Annotated in this window: 19 protein-coding genes; 7 read left to right on the top strand and 12 right to left on the bottom strand. The window is 58.3% G+C overall.

Annotated elements, in window-relative coordinates; all coding sequences use genetic code 11:
• Position 1 precedes the first annotated feature (1 nt).
• Both B0E33_RS29070 and B0E33_RS29065 read left to right on the top strand, forming a co-directional pair.
• Positions 2–997 (top strand): ABC transporter permease, encoded by a 996-nt coding sequence (locus B0E33_RS29070; protein ID WP_077294120.1) that lies wholly within the window; start codon positions 2–4, stop codon positions 995–997.
• 171 nt (positions 998–1,168) lie between these two features.
• Positions 1,169–2,197, top strand: a complete 1,029-nt coding sequence (locus tag B0E33_RS29065; protein WP_077294117.1) for a LacI family DNA-binding transcriptional regulator — start codon at positions 1,169–1,171, stop codon at positions 2,195–2,197.
• Positions 2,198–2,298: 101 nt separating this feature from the next.
• Here the strand turns inward: B0E33_RS29065 and B0E33_RS29060 are convergent, their stop codons facing one another.
• From B0E33_RS29060 to B0E33_RS29040, 5 genes are read right to left on the bottom strand one after another with little or no spacing between them, the layout of a single operon-like run.
• Complete coding sequence (locus tag B0E33_RS29060; protein WP_077294114.1) at positions 2,299–3,210, bottom strand: SMP-30/gluconolactonase/LRE family protein; 912 nt, start codon at positions 3,208–3,210, stop codon at positions 2,299–2,301.
• Positions 3,207–4,169, bottom strand: a complete 963-nt coding sequence (locus B0E33_RS29055; RefSeq protein ID WP_077294111.1) for an ABC transporter permease — start codon at positions 4,167–4,169, stop codon at positions 3,207–3,209. The genes B0E33_RS29060 and B0E33_RS29055 overlap by 4 nt, the downstream gene beginning before the upstream one ends.
• Entirely contained in the window at positions 4,162–5,103 is a 942-nt protein-coding gene (locus B0E33_RS29050; protein ID WP_077294108.1) for an ABC transporter permease, read from the bottom strand. The genes B0E33_RS29055 and B0E33_RS29050 overlap by 8 nt, the downstream gene beginning before the upstream one ends.
• Positions 5,100–6,581, bottom strand: coding sequence for a sugar ABC transporter ATP-binding protein (locus tag B0E33_RS29045; protein WP_228148163.1), 1,482 nt, complete (start codon positions 6,579–6,581; stop codon positions 5,100–5,102). The genes B0E33_RS29050 and B0E33_RS29045 overlap by 4 nt, the downstream gene beginning before the upstream one ends.
• Before the next feature lie 13 nt (positions 6,582–6,594).
• Positions 6,595–7,611, bottom strand: a complete 1,017-nt coding sequence (locus B0E33_RS29040) for an ABC transporter substrate-binding protein (protein WP_077294105.1) — start codon at positions 7,609–7,611, stop codon at positions 6,595–6,597.
• Between the two features lie 113 nt (positions 7,612–7,724).
• Here B0E33_RS29040 and B0E33_RS29035 point away from each other — a divergent pair, with 113 nt between their 5' ends.
• The gene (locus B0E33_RS29035; protein ID WP_228148162.1) at positions 7,725–9,107 is read left to right on the top strand and encodes a sensor histidine kinase; all 1,383 of its coding nucleotides are present in this window, start codon (positions 7,725–7,727) and stop codon (positions 9,105–9,107) included.
• Entirely contained in the window at positions 9,104–9,847 is a 744-nt protein-coding gene (locus B0E33_RS29030) for a response regulator transcription factor (protein ID WP_055660733.1), read from the top strand. The genes B0E33_RS29035 and B0E33_RS29030 overlap by 4 nt, the downstream gene beginning before the upstream one ends.
• 43 nt (positions 9,848–9,890) lie before the next feature.
• Here the strand turns inward: B0E33_RS29030 and B0E33_RS29025 are convergent, their stop codons facing one another.
• Positions 9,891–10,373 (bottom strand): GNAT family N-acetyltransferase, encoded by a 483-nt coding sequence (locus B0E33_RS29025; protein WP_077294099.1) that lies wholly within the window; start codon positions 10,371–10,373, stop codon positions 9,891–9,893.
• A 290-nt stretch (positions 10,374–10,663) separates the two neighbouring features.
• Positions 10,664–11,593 (bottom strand): LysR family transcriptional regulator, encoded by a 930-nt coding sequence (locus B0E33_RS29020; protein WP_156912567.1) that lies wholly within the window; start codon positions 11,591–11,593, stop codon positions 10,664–10,666.
• A gap of 85 nt (positions 11,594–11,678) precedes the next feature.
• Here B0E33_RS29020 and B0E33_RS29015 point away from each other — a divergent pair, with 85 nt between their 5' ends.
• A complete protein-coding gene (locus B0E33_RS29015; RefSeq protein WP_077294093.1) occupies positions 11,679–12,593 on the top strand; it encodes a PhzF family phenazine biosynthesis protein in 915 nt (304 codons plus the stop codon).
• 68 nt (positions 12,594–12,661) lie between these two features.
• Here B0E33_RS29015 and B0E33_RS29010 read toward each other — a convergent pair whose 3' ends face one another.
• The 3 genes from B0E33_RS29010 to B0E33_RS29000 all read right to left on the bottom strand — a co-directional run bounded on the left by B0E33_RS29010 (position 12,662) and on the right by B0E33_RS29000 (position 15,557).
• Positions 12,662–13,840, bottom strand: a complete 1,179-nt coding sequence (locus B0E33_RS29010; RefSeq protein WP_077294090.1) for a PAS domain-containing protein — start codon at positions 13,838–13,840, stop codon at positions 12,662–12,664.
• A 163-nt stretch (positions 13,841–14,003) separates the two neighbouring features.
• Positions 14,004–14,345 carry a GNAT family N-acetyltransferase gene (locus B0E33_RS29005; protein WP_167579699.1) on the bottom strand — a complete coding sequence of 114 codons (342 nt, stop codon included), beginning with the start codon at positions 14,343–14,345 and terminating at the stop codon, positions 14,004–14,006.
• Between the two features lie 834 nt (positions 14,346–15,179).
• Positions 15,180–15,557, bottom strand: coding sequence for an ArsR/SmtB family transcription factor (locus B0E33_RS29000; protein WP_077294084.1), 378 nt, complete (start codon positions 15,555–15,557; stop codon positions 15,180–15,182).
• A gap of 49 nt (positions 15,558–15,606) precedes the next feature.
• Here B0E33_RS29000 and B0E33_RS28995 point away from each other — a divergent pair, with 49 nt between their 5' ends.
• A complete protein-coding gene (locus B0E33_RS28995; RefSeq protein WP_055660716.1) occupies positions 15,607–16,053 on the top strand; it encodes an SRPBCC family protein in 447 nt (148 codons plus the stop codon).
• A 27-nt stretch (positions 16,054–16,080) separates the two neighbouring features.
• Entirely contained in the window at positions 16,081–16,413 is a 333-nt protein-coding gene (locus B0E33_RS28990) for a VOC family protein (protein ID WP_023001524.1), read from the top strand.
• Positions 16,414–16,487: 74 nt separating this feature from the next.
• Here B0E33_RS28990 and B0E33_RS28985 read toward each other — a convergent pair whose 3' ends face one another.
• Both B0E33_RS28985 and B0E33_RS28980 read right to left on the bottom strand, forming a co-directional pair.
• Complete coding sequence (locus B0E33_RS28985) at positions 16,488–17,234, bottom strand: LytR/AlgR family response regulator transcription factor (RefSeq protein WP_077294081.1); 747 nt, start codon at positions 17,232–17,234, stop codon at positions 16,488–16,490.
• Positions 17,222–18,364, bottom strand: coding sequence for a sensor histidine kinase (locus B0E33_RS28980; RefSeq protein WP_077294078.1), 1,143 nt, complete (start codon positions 18,362–18,364; stop codon positions 17,222–17,224). Before B0E33_RS28980 ends, B0E33_RS28985 begins: the two co-directional genes overlap by 13 nt.
• Positions 18,365–18,377 lie beyond the last annotated feature (13 nt).

Below are 18,377 nucleotides of genomic sequence, written 5' to 3'. Positions count from 1 at the left end.
CATGACAACTCTTGAGCAAGCCATTGGGCACAGCCAGCACGGATCGCCCTTCTCCAGGATATTCAACTCCCAGATTTTCTGGGTCTTTCTGGCAGCCCTTCTTGCCTGTGTCGCCTTGTCTTTGCTGACGGATTCCTTCGCAACCCAGCGCAATCTGTTCAATGTGACACGCAACTTTGCATTTGTCGGCCTGATCGCGATCGGCATGACGACCGTAATTGCGTCGGGAGGGATTGATCTGTCCGTCGGATCGACAGTCGTCCTGTCCGCGATGGTCATCAGTGTCCTGATGTCATCGGGAAACCCGTTCTGGATATCAGCGATCGCGGCACTTGTCGCAGCGGGTATTGTCGGAGCGATCAACGGTACATTGATTGCTTACGTGGGCATGCCGGCGTTTGTGGTGACGCTCGGGATGCTGTCGGCCGCCAGATCTCTGGCAATGGTCCTGTCCAACAACAAGATGATCTGGGAATTCGGCCCCGATCACGACCTTTTGTTATGGGTCGGCGGCGGCTCGACACTGGGTTTGCCGCATCCGATCTACGTACTCGGTCTTCTGACCATCGTGATGAGCGTGGTGTTTCGGTGGACGAGATGGGGCCAATATGTGTTTGCCATCGGCGGAAACGAGCAGGCAGCGACCCTGACAGGCATTCCGGTGAAGCGAATCAAGGTCTCGATCTATGTGTTTTCGGCCATGACCGCGGGGGTCGCCGGCATCCTCATGGCCGGCTGGCTCGGCAGCGTGACGACAAATCTGGGACAGGCGATGGAACTGACGGTGATTGCCGCGGCGGTGATTGGAGGTGCCAATCTTGCCGGAGGCCAGGGAACGGCCCTTGGAGCGGTCATCGGGGCTCTCTTGATCGAAGTGATCAGGAACTCTCTGATACTTCTTGGCATCTCGACGTTCTGGCAAGGCATGTTCATCGGCTGCTTCATTGTCATTGCAGTTGCATTCGACCGCGTCCGCAATTTGCGTTCACTCGACTAAAGCGTGAGGAGAAACAGACACCTGTGCAGATATCGACGGTGCAGAAACGTTGCGTTTGACCGTCTTTCCCGATAGTCATTCGCCGGTTCAGACACCTAATCCGTCCATTGCGAGGAGACCGGAACGAAGATGGCGAAAAAAGCCCGGCTTGGCAAAGATAGACGTCCTACAATGATGGATGTTGCGGCAATGGCCGGAGTTTCGCAGGCAACGGTATCGCTCGTCCTGAACGGAAGCCGCGGCGCGAAGTTGAGCGACGCGACGCGCAAGCGCGTGCACGAAGCCGCCAGAGAACTGGGGTACAATCTGATACGCCGGGGGGCGCGGACGGTGCCCGATGACCGGTCGAACATTGTTTTCATTGCGGACGAAATCACAACCGATCCGTGGATGGCTCTGGCTTTCGAAGGTGTTCGGGACAAGGCGTACGAATACGGCATCAACGTCAGTCTGGCAGTCAGCCACGGAGACGAAGAAACCGAGCAGATGATCGTCAACCAGATGAGCCGCCTGCCTCTTCTGGGCATGATCTACGGCACGATCCTGACCCGGCGCGTCGAACTGTCTTCTGCCTTTGACGGCCAGCACACCGTGCTCCTGAACTGTTACAACGCCGATCGCTCCCTTCCCTCAGTCGTACCTGGCGACGTTCTGGGAGGGCGGACGGCAACCGATCATCTGATCAAGGCCGGCTACAAACGCATTGCCCTGATCAACGGCCAGTCGGGCGTGGAAGCGACGCGGGACAGGCTCAAAGGCTACCGGCAAGCCCTCTCGAGCCACGACATTCCTTTCGACGGCGACCTCGTCAAACCGGGCAACTGGGAGCCGCTGTCCGGTTACGAGCACACCCATGCGCTCATGAATCTCGACATGCCACCGGATGCAATTTTCTGCGCGAACGATCTCATGGCCCTTGGGTGTTTCGACGCCCTGAAGGAACGCGGCCTGCGGATACCGGAAGACATTGCGGTGATCGGATTTGACAATCGGGAAATTTCCGAAAGCACGCATCCACCGCTTTCAACACTCGTATTGCCACAATACGAGATGGGAGAAATCGCCTTCGAACTGCTGCTCGACAATGCGAATGGCCGCCAGTCCGGACCGGCCCAGATCAAGGTCGAATGCCCGCTCATCGAGCGGGCGTCCGTAAGGGCTGCAAAACCGGTTCTCGGACAGGAAGCCGAAATGCTGTAGAGGGCACAGACAGCGCTCCAGGATTAACCAACGACCCGTCCCTCAGGGGCCTTTAAAGGACTTTCTCATCGCCGAGAATGCTTCCTCACAAGCCAGATTTGTCAGATCGCCGATCTTGCGTTGACCGCAATCTCATAAACCGACGTGGTTGCGGTGATCAGCAACCGGTTGCCGCGCACGCCACCGAAACACAGGTTAGAGACCACTTCCGGCACCAGGATCTTCCCGAGCCGGGTCCCGTCGGGGTGGAAACAGTGGATGCCGTCGGACGCCGAACTCCAAAGATTGCCGGCGATATCAACCCGCATTCCATCGGGAAGGCCCCGGTCAACCGTGGCAAAAACATCGTCCGACAGGATCCTGCCGGTGTCGTCCAGTTTGAAGGAGCGGATGACGGAGGGAACCCCGGCATCATGACTGGAGCCGGATTCCGCCACGTAGAGAACGCTCTCGTCCGCTGAAAAGGCCAGACCGTTCGGCTGGGTGAAGTCGGTGATCATTGCCTCGACCTCCCCAGTCGCCGGATCAACGCGGAAGACATTGCGGGCCGCCTGCTCCGGCTCTGCCGTGTAGCCTTCATAATCGCTCAGGATGCCGTAGGTCGGATCGGAGAACCAGATCGCACCGGTCGACTGGACGATCACGTCATTCGGTGAATTGAGACGTTTTCCCTGGTAGCTGTCTGCAATCACGGTGCGGGTGCCGTCCAGCTCGGTCCGGGTAACGGAACGGGTTCCGTGCTGACAGGACACCAGCCTGCCCTGACGATCCCGGGTGTTGCCGTTGGAATAATCCGAAGGCTGGCGGTAGGTGCTGACCTGGCCATCGAGTGTCAGCCGCATCATCCGGTTTGCGGGAATATCGGAAAAAAACAGGTGCTGGTGATCGGCAAACCAGACGGGCCCTTCTGTCCATTCAAAGCCGGTCGCAAGTTGGCGCAACCTTGCATTCTTCTGGATCAGGTTCCTGAACCGGGGATCGTCGATCTGATAGGGAGAAGAGAAACTGTTCATGTGGGTCTGCCCTTTCCGGATGCGGCAGCGACGATGCCAATGATGATGGCGCCGGTCATGATCAGGCGCACGCCTGCGCCGAAGCCGTAGGAATTCAACATCGAGACGACCAGGAACATCAGCAGCGCCCCACCCCAGATGCCCGGAACATTCGAATTGCCGCCTGCGATCGAGCAGCCTCCGATCACAACGACGGCGATGGAAATCAGGAGATATTCCGTGCCCATGTTCAGCGCGGCACCTCCTGAAAAGCTCGCCAGAAGGTATCCGGTGAACGCGGCCAGGACGGCGGACGCGATATAGGTGACCGCGCGGACCGTCTCCACCGGGATCCCGCTTAGTCGGGCCGCGCGCGTGTTCTGCCCGAAGGCGGACACCCAGCGTCCGAAGATCGAGTGTTCCAGAACCACCCAGCTCAACAGCGCAATCAGCACGCCGATGATCGTCAGGTTCGGCAGGCCTGCGATGGCACCGGTCGAAAAATCCGCGAGCGCCTCGGGCGGCTTGATCCTGAGGCCGCGGTTCCACCAGATCGCCAGCGACTGATAAAGGAAAGACGCTGAAAGGGTCGCAATGATTGGCGGGATCCGCAAAAGCCGGATCAGCAGGTAATTGAATGTGCCCGCGCCGATACCGACGGCAAAGGCAACGGCGAGCCCCGGCAAGATGAGATTTGCCGCGCCATCCATGAACTTGAGCGACAGCGTGCCAGCCAGCGTCATGGTCGCAGGGATCGACAGATCGACATTGCCCGGCCCTAGCGTAATGACGAACATCTGACCCAGCCCGACAATGGCCGAGAAGGAGGCAAAGGTCAGCGCTGCGGAAAGAAGCTCCCCTCCACCGCGTCCTTCCGTCAGCGAAAGGGTTGCGAAATAGGCAAGGGCACTGGCCGCGAATGCCCAGAACCAGGGTCTTCTGGGGATGGCGAGAACTGTCGAAAGACGGGAGTTATCCATTTTCGGCTCCCTTCCATTTCCGGCTGCGGCGCGAAAAGATCAGCCGCACCGCAAGCACAAGGATGAGGATCGCGCCCTGGGCGCCGATCTGCCAGTCCGGCGACAGGCGCATGAACGAGAGGAAGCTTCCGGCGAGCGCGAGTGTCAACGCACCGAGAACCGCACCGACAGGCGAGACCCGGCCACCGGTGAACTCTCCTCCCCCCAGGATCACTCCGGCGATGGAGAGCAACGTGTAGCGCAGCGCGATATTGGCATCGGCCGACGTTGTCAGTCCGACGAGGCAGATACCGGCCAGGACACCGAAGAAGCCGGCAAGCGCATAGGCGCCCGCCTTCAGTTGCGTGACCGACCAGCCGGAGCGGGCGACCGCCTGGGCGTTGCCGCCGACTGCGCGCAACAGCGTGCCTGTCGAAGACCGCATGATCAAAAGGTGCGTCAGACCGGCGATGAGGATGCAGGCCACCACCGCCATCGGCACCAGCGGAGGCTTGACGGTCATCACCGTCCGGATCCATGTCGGCGCCGCACCACCCGGCGATGGCAGCAGCAGAACCGCCAGGCCTCCCCAGACGAATGACATGCCGAGCGTGACCACAATCGCCGGAAGCTGGCGAATGTGAATGAGCGCGCCGATGGCCGCATACGCGAGGATCGATGCCAGCAGGATAGCCGCACCGACAAGCGGCGCATCGTTTAGGAAGGTTGCCGTAACACAGGCGACGAAGCTGACGAACGTCCCGACCGACAGGTCGATGTCGTTGACCATGATGATCATCATCTGCGCGATGGTTGCCAATGCGATCGGCACCGCGAGATTGAAGAGCAGGTTCAGGCCGAAGTAGCTCATTGCCCGGGGTTGAAGGTAAAAGACGGCCGCCAGCAGCACAGTCAGGGACAGGACCGGAAGCAGAATGCGGTACTTTCCGTTCATGCGCCGCCCCCCTGCATCTGGAAGGATGCGGCCAGAATGTTTTCTTCCGTGATGCCGTCCCCGGTCAACTCCGCAGATATCTGCCCGTTCCGGAACACAAACACCCGGTCACACTGGCAGACTTCATCCGTTTCCGTCGAGTACCACAGGAAGGTGCGCCCGTTGGCGGCTTCCGTTCGGATCATGTCGTAAGCTTCCTGTTTGGTGCCGACATCGACACCGCGCATCGGGTCGTCCATCACCACGATCGGGGCGGATGAGGCCAGTGCGCGGGCGAAAAGAACTTTCTGCTGATTGCCACCGGACAGGGACAGGATGAGATTGCCCAGATTGTCGGTCCGAATACCGATGCGTTTCTTCCAGTCTGCGCCCAGCGCCTGTTCAGCAATCCTGTCGACCAACCCTCGCCGGGTCAGGCTTGGCAGGTGTGTCAGCGTGAGATTTCGAAGGATCGACCAGAGCGGCATGACCCCGTCCCGGCCGCGGTCACCGGCAACGAAGGCCGCTTCAGGATCCTTCACCCGCGTGAGTTTCCCCGACCGGGACATGAAGAACCGGGCCAAAGCTTCTGCCTGCCCATGCCCGGCAAGACCCGCCAGGCCAACGATTTCCCCTTTGCGGGCACTGAGCCCTTCCGGCGTCTTCAGCACTTCTTCGCCGATGCGCTGGCTGCTTTCGACCGCCGCCCGGGCGACGGCCTTCTCGTTTGCCACATGTCCCATGGCATCAATCAGGCCCTGCTGGGTAAATTCGGACGCCGGTCTGCTGGCGATGATCTTGCCGTCCTTCATCACGTCGATCCGTGAAGCGACTTCGAAAACCTCGCCCAGCATGTGCGAAATGAAAATGACCGCACCGCCCTCGGCGCAGAAACGGCGGACATGTTCGAGCAGTTGCCGGGCGATCGAGGCATCAAGGGACGATGTCGGCTCGTCAAGGATGACGAGACGCGGCGGTGTAGGGCCGCCTGCAAATCCGGCAGCGATCTCGACCATCTGACGTTCCGCCAGGGTGAGGTCGCCGACGATCATGCCCGGTTCGATCCTGTGTCCGGGAAAGATTTCGTCGAGAGCACCGGCAATCCGCCCGGCAGCCGATTTGCGCCAGCCAAACCCTGTCAGATCACGATGTGGAACCCTCAGATTTTCCAGTACGGACAGGTTAGGGCATAAGGAGAGTTCCTGGAAAACACTGCGGATACCACAGGCACGCGCACGTGCCGCCCCCGTTCCTTTTCTGCCGTCCTCATGCCCGTAACGGACTTGTCCGTCCGTTGGCGTTAGTCCGCCGTTGATCACGTTGACGGCTGTCGATTTGCCCGCACCGTTGTGACCCATCAGACCGACACATTCGCCGGGACTGACGGTCAGACTGACCCCGTCGAGCGCGCGCACTGCACCGAAGTGAACGCACGCGCCCGAAAGGGCAACCAACGGGACATCCGGCTTCGGCCTGCCGGCGCCAGTTGCCACTTCCAATTCCGTCTCTCCCTTAGTTGGCAGCTGAAATGACGGACTTGGCGTCTTCCTGACTGTATTCGACGTTCGCCACCGAACCGGCAGGTGTTGCGGCAAGCGTCTCGTCAAGCGTCTCCTGGGTGACTTTCAGGAAAGGGACCGTGAGATCCTTGGGCACTTCGGCACCATCTAGCACCTGCTGGGCGACCCAGAAGGCAAGCGTGCCAACACCCGGGGCAATGGAAAGAGACAGGGTCTCGTAGCCGTTTTCGTCACGCGCTTCGGCCCACCATTTCATTTCGTCCTGGCGGTTGCCCATCACGATGATCGGCATATCGCGGCCGGCCGCCTTGATCGCCTGCGCTGCCCCGTAGCCATCGCCGCCCTGGGTGACGACCCCGACAATCTCCGGCAAGCTCGGCAAGACGCCTGCGACCGCCTTCTGGGCAACGTCCTGCGCCCAGTCGCCGTGGACCGATCCGACGATCTTGAATTTCGGGAATTCCGTAACGCCCTGCTTGATACCTGCGTGGATTTCATCGTCCACGAAAACCCCGGCCAGACCGCGAATTTCAAGAAGGTTGCCGCCATCCGGCAGGCGTCCGGCGAGATACTCGACCTGCTGACGGCCCATTTCCTTGAAATCAACCGCAATGCGCCATGCGCAGGGCTCGGTGACGATACCGTCGAACGAGACGACCGTGATGCCGGCGTCGCAGGCTTCCTTGATCGCGCCGTTGAGGGCGGTTGGCGAAGCTGCGTTGACCACAATCGCGTCGTAGCCCTGCAGGATCATGTTCTGAATCTGGGCAGCCTGTTCGGTTGCCTGGTTCTCGGACGTGGTGAATGCATCGGCCGAGGCGACCAAACCGTCTTCAACAGCCTTGTCACCGACCTTGGCCCAGCTTTCAAGCATGGCCTGACGCCATGAATTGCCGGCATAATTATTGGAAAGGGCAATACGTTTATCCGCGGTGTCCGCTACAGCGTGACCCGGCAGGGTGACCGCAACAAGTGCGACCGCCCCCAAGAGCTTGGCTTTGGTGTTCATGTTTCCTCCCTGACGCCAGCAGGCGTCTTTGATAACGGGACACAGTTCTCCCAACGCATCCCGCACTCAGATTGCTGACGTTAAGGAAATGCGTAAAGCGGAAGAAACGCATCATGGTTGCGGGTTCCCGCAACCATGATGCACTTGAGCGCGCAACAGATGGGTTGCCGACGCAAGCCCTGTACCGCACACTGGCATGCAATAAACGGGAGGAGCTTGTTGTTGCCATGCGACAGGAAGCCAATGAAAACCAGGAGGTGTCGGAGCCGACGGCTCTCGTCTCTCTCTTGCGCATTTCCAGTCATCTTGCGGGCCAGGTCGAAATCCGGGCTGCCCTGAGATCGGTGAAGGCCGAGATCGAGAACCTGCTTCCGATCGATCACCTGGACGTCTGCCTGGTGGACGACAAGAACACCTGGAACACCAGTTACGAAGTCGGCATGAAGACGCGCTGGAGCCTGTCACGCACGCTTGTCGCCATCTCACCCGTTCGCAGCATCCTGCTCGGGGAGACGGATTACATGCTCACCGGCAACGCCATGGAAGACGAGCGCTACACCTATGAGGGTGCGCTGGCCCAACCGATCATCAAGCACAAGCTGCGCAGCCGGGTGAATGTCGCCATGAAGGTGCTTGGCCGCACCATCGGCGCGCTGAACTGCTCCTCCTGCACAGCGGACATCTACGACGAGGCAACAGTTGTGCGCGTCAGGCAGATTGCCGATGTGCTTGCCCCCTATTTCTATTCCCTTCGCGCGAACGAAAAGGCCAAGCGCGCAGCCGTCGTCCGCGCGGAAGCCCAGGCTCGCGAAGAAGGCCTGCGGCAAGGCGCACTGGAACTGACGCGGGTTCTGGAACAGGAACGCCAGCGCATCGGCATGGATCTGCATGACCAGACCCTTGCCGATCTGACCCGGATCATGCGCGATGTCGAGAAGATGGATACGGCCTCCGACAAAGCCCGGGTGATCGGCAGCATACAGCACTGCATCGGCGACCTTCGCCGGATCATCGATACTGCCGTACCAACGATCCTGGACCTGTTCGGCTTTGCACATGCCTTGCGGATACATCTGGAGCGCGCGGTGGAGGACGTTTCGTCCACCTTCCTTGAAGCTGCGGACGAGACGGACGGATTGATCGATACCCTGGATCCCACCATCCGGATTGCCCTGTTTCGCATTGCCCAGGAAGCCATCAACAATGCCGCTCGTCACTCCGGAGCCGACCAGATAAGTGTCTCCGTGAAGCGTGTGAAATCAGGCCTGCAAATGACAATCAGGGACAATGGCAAGGGGCTTCCCGGTTCCCGTCTCGGCCGGCACACCAGCAAGGCAACAGGAGGCATTGCCCATATGCGCACACGGGCAAGGTTGATTGCCGCGGACTTCGGCATGTCGAGCAAGGAAGGCACGACCATCACGGTGAAATTGCCGATGACCTGCGCCCCGTGCCAGGAAACCGCACCACACACGGGTGAGGAAGAGCTGGCATGAAGGTGCTTCTGGTAGAAGACGATCAATTCCATGCCGGGTATCTGAGCGAAGCCCTGCAGCTGGCCTTGCCGGATGTCGAGGATATCCTCCATGCGACCAACGGCCTGGAGGGCGAGCAGTTGGCACGCAGGCATTCCATTCAGTCGGTGGTGATGGATCTTCAAATGAAGGAACGCAACGGCATCGACGCCGCCCGGACGATCTGGCGCGAACGCCCCCAGACCCGCATCCTGTTCTGGTCGAACTATTCGGACGAGGCGTACCTGCGCGGCATAGCCCGGATCGTGCCCCAGGAAACCTCCTACGGATATGTTCTGAAGACGGCAACTCAGGAGCGGCTTCACCTGGCACTGCGCGGTGTTTTTCTGGAATCCCAGATCGTGGTGGACCAGGAAATCCACCGGGTTCAGCAGCGCCACATCCGGACACACGACACGCTTACGGACAGCGAATATGCCGTTCTCCTGGACATGGCTCTCGGCCTGTCGGACAAGGTCATTGCCGTTCGGCAAGGGCTGTCGCTTCGCACCGTCCAGAACCGCCTGCTCTCGCTGTATGACAAGCTGGGCGTCGACAATCTCGAAACGGTACCCGCCGATTTTGCGATCAACAAACGGACACGTGCCATTACACGCGCCCTTAACCTGCGTGCCATAAACGCCGAAAGCCTGGAAAGCGCCGAGCGCGACCTGCAGAAGTGGCTGGACAGCCATACCGAGCAGATCGAAAAGGCCCGTTGACGCTTCGGCACGATTGCCACAAACCACCCGGCATCCAGATCCGTCAAAGACGCTTCTCGACACTGTAATTATGTATGTCGACATCGCCGATCTTCAGGTCGCGGCGATGCCGACGTTCAAAGCCCTGCTTTAAAAATACCGGCAGTGCCGTCTCGCTTGCCTCCGAATAAAGGCGACCCAGACCCCGTTGCCTCGCCGCGCCTTCAAGCGCCCTGATCAGGCTTGAACCAACACCACGGCCAGCCGCACCTGGATCAACGTAGAGGAACTGGATATGACCATCCTCTTCGAGGTCGGAAAATCCGATGACCCGCGCTTCGTGATCTACCGCCACAAGCGCGAGCCTTCCATCCCCATAGGCGGTTTCCATGACATCACCTGTCGGTGCAATGGAGAGCCAGGCAGACCGCTGGATTTCTGAGTAGTCGGCCCTGGCAATCTGATCGACCGCACCTTGATAGATGGCGGCAAGGGCATCACCGTCGCCTGGCGCCAATGGCCTGATCTGGCAGGTCTTGTCAGTCATGGGTCCAGTGGATCTTTCGAGGTTGGTGGAGGGCGTGAATCAGCGCACCAGTAACGTGATGGCCTCTGCGTGAAGCAGCAGGCCATCCGTTTGATCGATCAGCCACGAGCAGTCAACAAAGCGGCCTTCGCCACTGCAATCATGTTCTGGATAATTTAGCCCTGCGTTTCCTGACCTGGTCGAACCTCGAGTATCTTGGTCTTTCCGACCAGGACAAACTTGTCCTTGCGATGCAATGGCTCAAGGCGTCTGGTGACGCTTGAAAGGCGACGTACGGAACCAAATACCGTTCAAGCCTGGGAAATCAGCCTTCGGTTCTGGTCGCGTGCGATCTCGATTTCAGTGCCGATCCAGACCCGCAGATCGCGATATCCCTCCGTGTCTGCGTAGGCAGCCGTCGTCACCAGCCAGTATTTTGCCTTGGAAGCAACGGGGTCGCCGACGACTTCCAGAAACCCTGCCTCGATGTCGTTTTCGATCAGTAGTGTCCTGCCGAGCGCTACACCCATGCCACTGATGGCGGCCTGGATCGCGAGGTCGGCTCTGGCAAAGGAAGCCACTGGTCTTGAAGGTGGCTCGGGCCAGTTGCGGCCCTTGAAATAGTCGGTCCAGCTGAAGCCCGTTCCGTCCGTCCCGCCGGACCTGTCTGCAAGCAAGGCCGGTGCTGCCTTGCCGGGAACCATTTGACCCTTCAACAAGCCAGGCCGCGCAACGGGCACAAGTTGCGCAGTCATGAGTGCTTCGGCGTGGAACCCCGGATAAGGGCCGGTCCCGTAGCGGATCGCCGCCTGGGCCTCACCGGTGTGAAGGTCGACAAGCCTGTCTTCAACATCGACCACAAGGTCAAGACCGGCCTCCTGCGCGCGCTGCAGCGCCGGAACGATCCATTTCATGGCAACAGAGGACGACACGGACAGACGTATGGTCCTGGACGTCTTCGCATCCGCTATCCGCGACAGCGCACTGCCCCAGATCTCCTGACAGCGCTGCGCGGCATCACAAACGATCCGTCCCGCTTCCGTCGGGACGATGCGCCGGGTTGTTCGCTCGAAAAGCCGAATGCCGAGCGCAGCCTCCAGAGACTTGATGCGATGGCTGACCGCCGACTGCTCCAGCCCGACCGCGACGGCTGCCCGGGAGAAGTTCCCTTCTTCTGCAATAGCGTGCAGCAGCTGTGCGTTCAGCAAAAGACGGCTTTGCAGTTCGTCTCGCTCATTCATGAAATTCACTCATGTATTCAGGCGTTGAATGAGCAATAAGACGACATCATTCTTGTGTCCAGTCAATGATTGAGAGGTGCATGAAATGAATGAAACGAGAGTAATTGTCGCTCGCATTGTGAACGGGTTCGTTACGCGCCGGAACGGTTCGGAAGCCGTTGGCGGAAATCCGGCCGGCGTCATCCTTGATGCCGACGGCTTGTCGGACGCAGACATGTTGACCGTTGCAGGAAAGATTGGGCTGTCAGAGACAGCCTTCGTGTCTAAATCAGCGAAAGAAGGGTTCAAGCTGGACTTCTTCACGCCAAACAGGCGGATAGCCCATTGTGGCCATGCAACGATAGCGACCTTCAGCTACATGGCAGAACTGGGCCGGGTTCGGGAGGGGGCCACTTCAAAGGAAACCGTCGATGGTCCGCGCAAGATCGTCATCAAGAACGGTGCGGCATACATGGAACAGCTTGCCCCGACTTATGAACGGAGCCCAGCCTGGGCCGAGCGCGGTGTCAGCGAAGCCGACGTGCTGGCTTCGCTCGGTCTGAAGGCAGACCAGCTGGATGAGCGCCTGCGCCCTGTCCTCGTGAACACAGGCAACAGTTTCATCGTCGTCGCTGTACGCGATGCAGAAGTCTTGAAGCAGATCGTACCGGACCAGTCGAGGATCAATGACATCAGCAACAAGCTGGACCTGATCGGCTACTACGTTTTCACGACCGATCGAAGTGCCACGCAGGCCGATGCCACCACCCGCATGTTCGCACCGCGCTATGCAATTGACGAGGAATCCGCCACTGGCATGGCGGCTGGCCCCCTCGCCTGTGTGCTGCACGACCTGCTTCACGAAAGGAAATCACGGTTCGTCATTGAACAGGGCCACTTCATGACCCCGGCTTCCCCCAGTGTCATCACCGTGGATCTTGACCTTGAAGATGGCAGGATTACCGGCCTTATGGCGGGTGGCTATGGATCCGTCATGGAGGAAATGACCGTCACGATCTGACGGCATGAAACTCAAAAGCCTGGAGGTCTGCGTTGGCGGGCCTCCAGAGACCTACGGTGATGGCAGGATCAGTTGAAGCTCATGTCGAGCAGGCGCGAAAAGAAATTCTGGGCTTTTTCGTTGCCGGGTTTGTCCTTTTCAAGCCGGACAGGCAGAAATTCGAGCACGATCTGCCGCGAAGACTGTTTGCCGATGAAGCAGGTGCGAATGCGGTAGTGCCGCTTGAGTCCGATGTGACTTTGAACCTGCCACACACGGCCAGCGTCCCAGCCGACCTTGTCGAGAACAAGGGTCAGATCACGAACGTCATTCGCGCTCATGAGCGTGTTGGATAGTCGTTCGGTTCCTATTTGTTTTGCGGACAAGCCCAACTCGCCGCGCCCGGCCTTGTTGGCGTATTTGATGCGGCGAGTATCCAGATCGGCAACCAGAATTGGGGTTGGAACCGCATCCAGAACTTCATTGGCAGATATTTCCACTGAATTGGCAGCAAGTTCCCCTGCAAAGATGATACCGCCGTTCGGATCATCGAGTGCCATCGGATGCAGATCGTAAAGAACTTCAACAGGATCGCCTACTGTCTGAGGCAGCTTGAGCGTTCCCTTGGACGCAAGGCGGCTTCGCAACATCTCGGCAAATGAGCCAGCGAGCTTCTTGCCTATGTAATTGGGGATCGTTCTTGCATCCCGGCCAACGACCTGTTTGGCGTTACTTATGCCGAACAGCTTCAGAAACTGGCGATTGGCCGACTGAACCACCCCCTTGTTGTCCGTAATGAGGACAGCACTGGCGTTCGAGATAAAGACGTTGGACAGGTTTTGCAGAATGTCCGGCAATTCCGCGTTGACCGGCGCTTCCGGCGCACACTCCTTCATCAGCCCTATGATCAGAAACGCCGGTTTGCCGGAAATGCGAGAAGCCACCAGGTCGTAGGACTTGTGACCGCCATCCGTTTTCATGGTGACACGAGTGGTCTGCGACAGACCGTGTTCCACCGCATTGGAAATCACCTTGAGGAAGCGGGTTCTGTCACGCTGGATGTAGTATTGAAGCGCCCTTTGAATGGACAGCTTTGCGAGGCGATAACCTCTGACAGAGGTCGGATCCGACCTTTGCCAGCACAACTCTTCCGCAACCGGATCGTAAGCCCAGTAGGAAACACCCATCGCAGTCAGGATCGCGCTTGTTTCCGGATTGGGAACCAGCTGACGCATGGACCGAATAAGAATGTTGACTTCTGTAGACATGCTGCGTCTTCGTCATTAGCGCCAACTTGCACTCAAGTATTGAGCACGTCAAAGCTGAAAAAAGCCTGAATCCGCATTTCTAAACCGGGTCTATTTAATCGAAAAAGTTCTGCACTCGTGAAGATTTAATCCAGTACGACCACGCTGTCAGTTCTACCCCTCTCTACCCTGCGTCAAGCTGCAGGACAAAGCGGGTTTTCGACAAAGATTCAGCGCCGTTTCTTCTGTAGAACTCAGTTGCCTGACGGTTCCAGTCCGGCGTCTGCCATTCAAGCCGAACGCACCCGGCAGAATGCGCTTCTTCACGCACCTTCAGGAACAGTATCTGGCCGACGCCCCTGCCGCGATATTCCTTCGCAACGAAAAGGCAGTCGAGATGCCCGTAGCGCGCTCCGGACCAGAGCGAATAGTCCGTCGTCAACGCGGCATACCCAGCGATCTGATCTGATTCAGCGACAAGGATCCGAACCGGTGGCTCCTCGACCTGAAGCAGTCGTTTCAACACGCACTTGTCGATAGTGGCTCTCCCGCCCTCATACTGCGCATGATCTCGGATCAACCGGAGAAGTTGCGGGGTATCCTCCAACCGCGCGGTCCGAACCATCATTGCCCGGCTCGCAGCAATCGCGCGGCAATTCTGTAAGGGCGTTTGGCAACGAAGGCCTGTTTTGAAACTGGGGGCATTTGAAGTTCCGCGTTCAATGTCGACCCGCAGATGTGGCGGAAACCCTGTCTGGGAAGCAATCGGGTTCCAGGACTAAATACGTAAAAATCGTGCCATGATTTCCGGTTGCCCGAACCCTGGGAGGGCCACACCCCTTTCAAATAATACTTAAGTACTCCCACGAATTGAGAACGTTCCCAATCACCGGTAAAAAAGATGCAAGTTTCAAGTGCTCCCATCGCCCAAAACCAAGAACACCGCCCTTGAAGCTGCTTACGACAATAAAAACGGTGTGCCAAAAATGTCTTTAAACATAAGAATTCTTGAGCCATTGGAAACAAGCAGCTGCACAACGCTCGAAGACTTGCAGGAAAAAGGGTACTCACTCTCCAGTTATTGCAAGTCATGTAACGATCTAAATTCTCTGGAAATTGATTACTGGATTCAGGCGCTCGGAAGAGCGTTCCCGCTATACCTCATCGATACCAAAATCGAATTGTTCGGGATGGACCAATGCCATCCCGAAACCAGGATCTGCTGTTTGTCTAGAAGCGCGGAAGATACCTGGATGCAAGGCGCGCCCGGCTGCGGATGATTGCCCCACCGGCAGGAGCTCACGCTTGCATGAGAACATCCGGCGCAAACGCTCTGCTCCAAACGCCACTTCCACAATCTTCAGGAATGTGAGGCGTCGTCGCTTTCAGCTTCTGCTGGCACCTCAGTTTCCCCACTCTTTTCAACGCTCTTCTTGAGAGCGCCCAGCATGCTGGCTGCATAAGCAGCGTAGGGACCGATCCAGCGCTCGTGAACTGCTTGAATTGGCAGTGCATCCAGGTGGTTCCACCGCTCCCGCCCACGCCGCTCGACCACCACCAGCCCGGCTTTTTCCAGAACCTTCAGATGCTGCATGACCGTGCAGCGGTCTATCTTCGGCAGCGCCTCGCAAAGATGGCCTGTGGTTAACGGACCCTTCTTCAAAAGGTCAAGCATGTACCTGCGCGCCCTGTGGCCAAGCGCCTTGAAAAGCGCGTCATCCTGATCATCTGTTGACATGTTATATTTTTATAACATAATAGCTCGCAAGGCAACAAGGAACAGGGCCATGGAACTGAAATTCACAGTCGGCGGGAGGATTTCTAAACCCGTCGCGGAGGTGTTTGAGGCTGTCGTCGACCCGGCACAGCTTTCGGAATTCTTCACGACCGGAGGAGCCCAAGGCCGCATTGAAGCGGGTGCGGAGGTGACCTGGGACTTTCATGACTTTCCCGGTGCATTTCCTGTTCTGGTGCAGGAGGTGGTGCCGAACGAAAAAGTCGTTCTGCAGTGGGAGGCAGGAGATGACGCCCGCACCTGGACGACCGTGACCATCACGTTTCAGGAGCTGGAAGACGGGCGCACCTATGTCCGCATCAACGAATTTGGCTGGCCCGGAACCGAAACGGGTCTGAAGTCCTGTCTCGGCAACTGCGAAGGCTGGACGGGTATGCTCTGCGCCATGAAGGTCTGGCTCGAAAACGGCATCAGGCTACGCGACGGATTTTACAAATAGGCAACACGCATCGAAAGGGAATTGGAAATGGAACCGGGCAAGAACATCGCGATCAAGGTGCCGCTGTATCGGTGGGACGAAACCGTAGCCTTCTACCGGGACAAGATCGGGCTGAAGGTGACGCGTGAACTGAAGGACAGCACCGGCTTCTCGTTCGGCCCCATGACATTGTGGATCGACCGCGTGCCGCATCAAAGCCAGACGGACGTCTGGATAGAACTGTTCGATGAGGATCCCACGAATGCCCTGGCAGCATTGGGATCTCCCAAACGCGATGAACTGGAGCCGCTGACAGATGTCACCGGCCATTGGACATGCGATCCGGCAGGAACCGTCATATTGCTTCGGAAAGGTTCCTGAACTGCTTGGCGTTCCTTGTCGGACGTTCCAAGATTGGCAACAGCGACCAGAGCCAGGACGCCAATCGCCGGTTTTCAGCCTCCGCTCAGCTGCAAAATGGAGCGCAATCTCTTTGATGCAGGGCGCCCAATCTCAACGACATTGCTCCCATTCGAGAAATGAATGCTGCTGCGTCCGCTAGCGTGCCAATTGACGCGCTGGATCTGTGCGCAGTTCACGATAGTGGAACGATCCAGCCGGTGAAAAGGCGGTGCTGGAAGCCTGGTTTCGAAAACGCGCAGGAGGCCATTGGCGAGGTGTTGCTGACCGTTTTCCAGATAGACGCGGGTATAGTCCCCTTCGGCCCGCAGAAAGGCAACTGCATCGTGGGACACCAGGATCGACGCTGAACTGGTCTTGAATTGAAGACGACCCTGCGCTGTGACCAAGGTTGGGGACACATTGTTATCCGGAGTGGACGGGACCGGCGGCAGTCTTTCTCGCAGACGACCAATCGCTGTTTCCAGCCGCTCCGGCTTGACCGGTTTCACAAGGAAATCGAGTGCGGCTACATCAAAGGCGTCGATCGCGTATAGATCGTATGCACTGACGACGATCACGAAGGTTTCGGGCGGCAGGTCCGTTGCAAGGTCAAGACCCTTGCCGTTGGTCAGTTCCACATCAAGGAAAATCGCATCCGGGCGGACCTCATGCATCACTTGCCGGGCAGACTCGAGGTCCCCCGCTTCACCACTCACAGCAATGTCGGGAAATCCGGCAAGCATTCGCCTGAGGCCGCGCCTGGCGGAAGGCTCGTCGTCAACCAGAACTACACGGAGCATGCCGGACCTTTAAGCAAGATGCGTGCAACGACCATGCCTTGTCCCTCACGCAGGCTGAACTCGTGCATTTCCGGATAGTAGAGCTGCAGGCGTTTTCTGAGGTTGGCATGACCGATCGATTTCCGTGTCGGGTCCGTTTCCGAAATTTTCCCTGAGTTAGTGACCGAAACCTCGACCTCTTCCTTGCCGAGACGGCTGACAGAAACGTGAATGTCGATACGGTTCGACTGATGCTTTAACCCGTGCTTGACCGCATTTTCCACGAGCCCCTGCAGAATCATGTGGGGAACGATCATGTCCCTGACGGTTTCGTCGACGCTGACGGTGCATTGAAGCTTGTCTTCAAACCGGATTTCCTGGATGCGCAGATAAGCGTTCATCGCCTCCACTTCTTCCGACAGCGGACAGAGGTCCCGGCGCTGCTGGTTCAGGCAATAGCGCAGGTAACCTGCAATTTCCCTCACCATTTCAAGCGCGGTGTCGGGCCGTTCGTGAATTTCCGAAGCGACGGAATTGAGCGCATTGAACAGGAAGTGAGGCGCCAGTTGCAGCCGCAGCTGTTCCAGTTCGGAACGCATGGCCTCCGCAAGCGCCTCGCTGCGCCGCAACCGCGCGATCCGCGCCTCGTAATCGGACCTCAGGCAAAAATAGGCCAGCATCCAGCCCAGCAGAACCGAAGTGTAATAAACGACCGGCGTCAGAGGCGTGTTGAAGGGCAGAGCTTCAGGAAAAAGCAGGTCGCGCAGAAACCAGGCTAGATACATCTGCAAGGTGCCGCACGCGAGCGAAAACGCCGCCGCCCCCAGGAACACCGGAATCGTGATCAGCCGCTGGACGTTCCGGAGAACATAGTGATGGGCAGCGCTCGTCAGCAGAAAGCCGACCAGGTCCATCGAAAGGGTCAACGTGAACGCAAGCCGGAAGTCGGAGAACGTCACCACCCGGGCGAAAAAGCCATAAACGGCTATGAACAACCAGCCGCCGATCTGAAGTTTCCAGAAGAGATGCTCGGTCTCTGGCTGCAGGCGCTCCTCGTGATGAGACTTACTGACGGCGTGCACGCGGACGTCTTCTTCTGGAGTGGAGACAGTCCTGCGTGTCGTCGCCGGAACGGCTTCATCTAAAAGCATGATACAAGCAATC

It is taken from the genome of Roseibium algicola (genome assembly GCF_001999245.1).
Lineage (GTDB): Bacteria > Pseudomonadota > Alphaproteobacteria > Rhizobiales > Stappiaceae > Roseibium > Roseibium algicola.
This window is presented reverse-complemented; position numbering and strand designations above follow the sequence as displayed.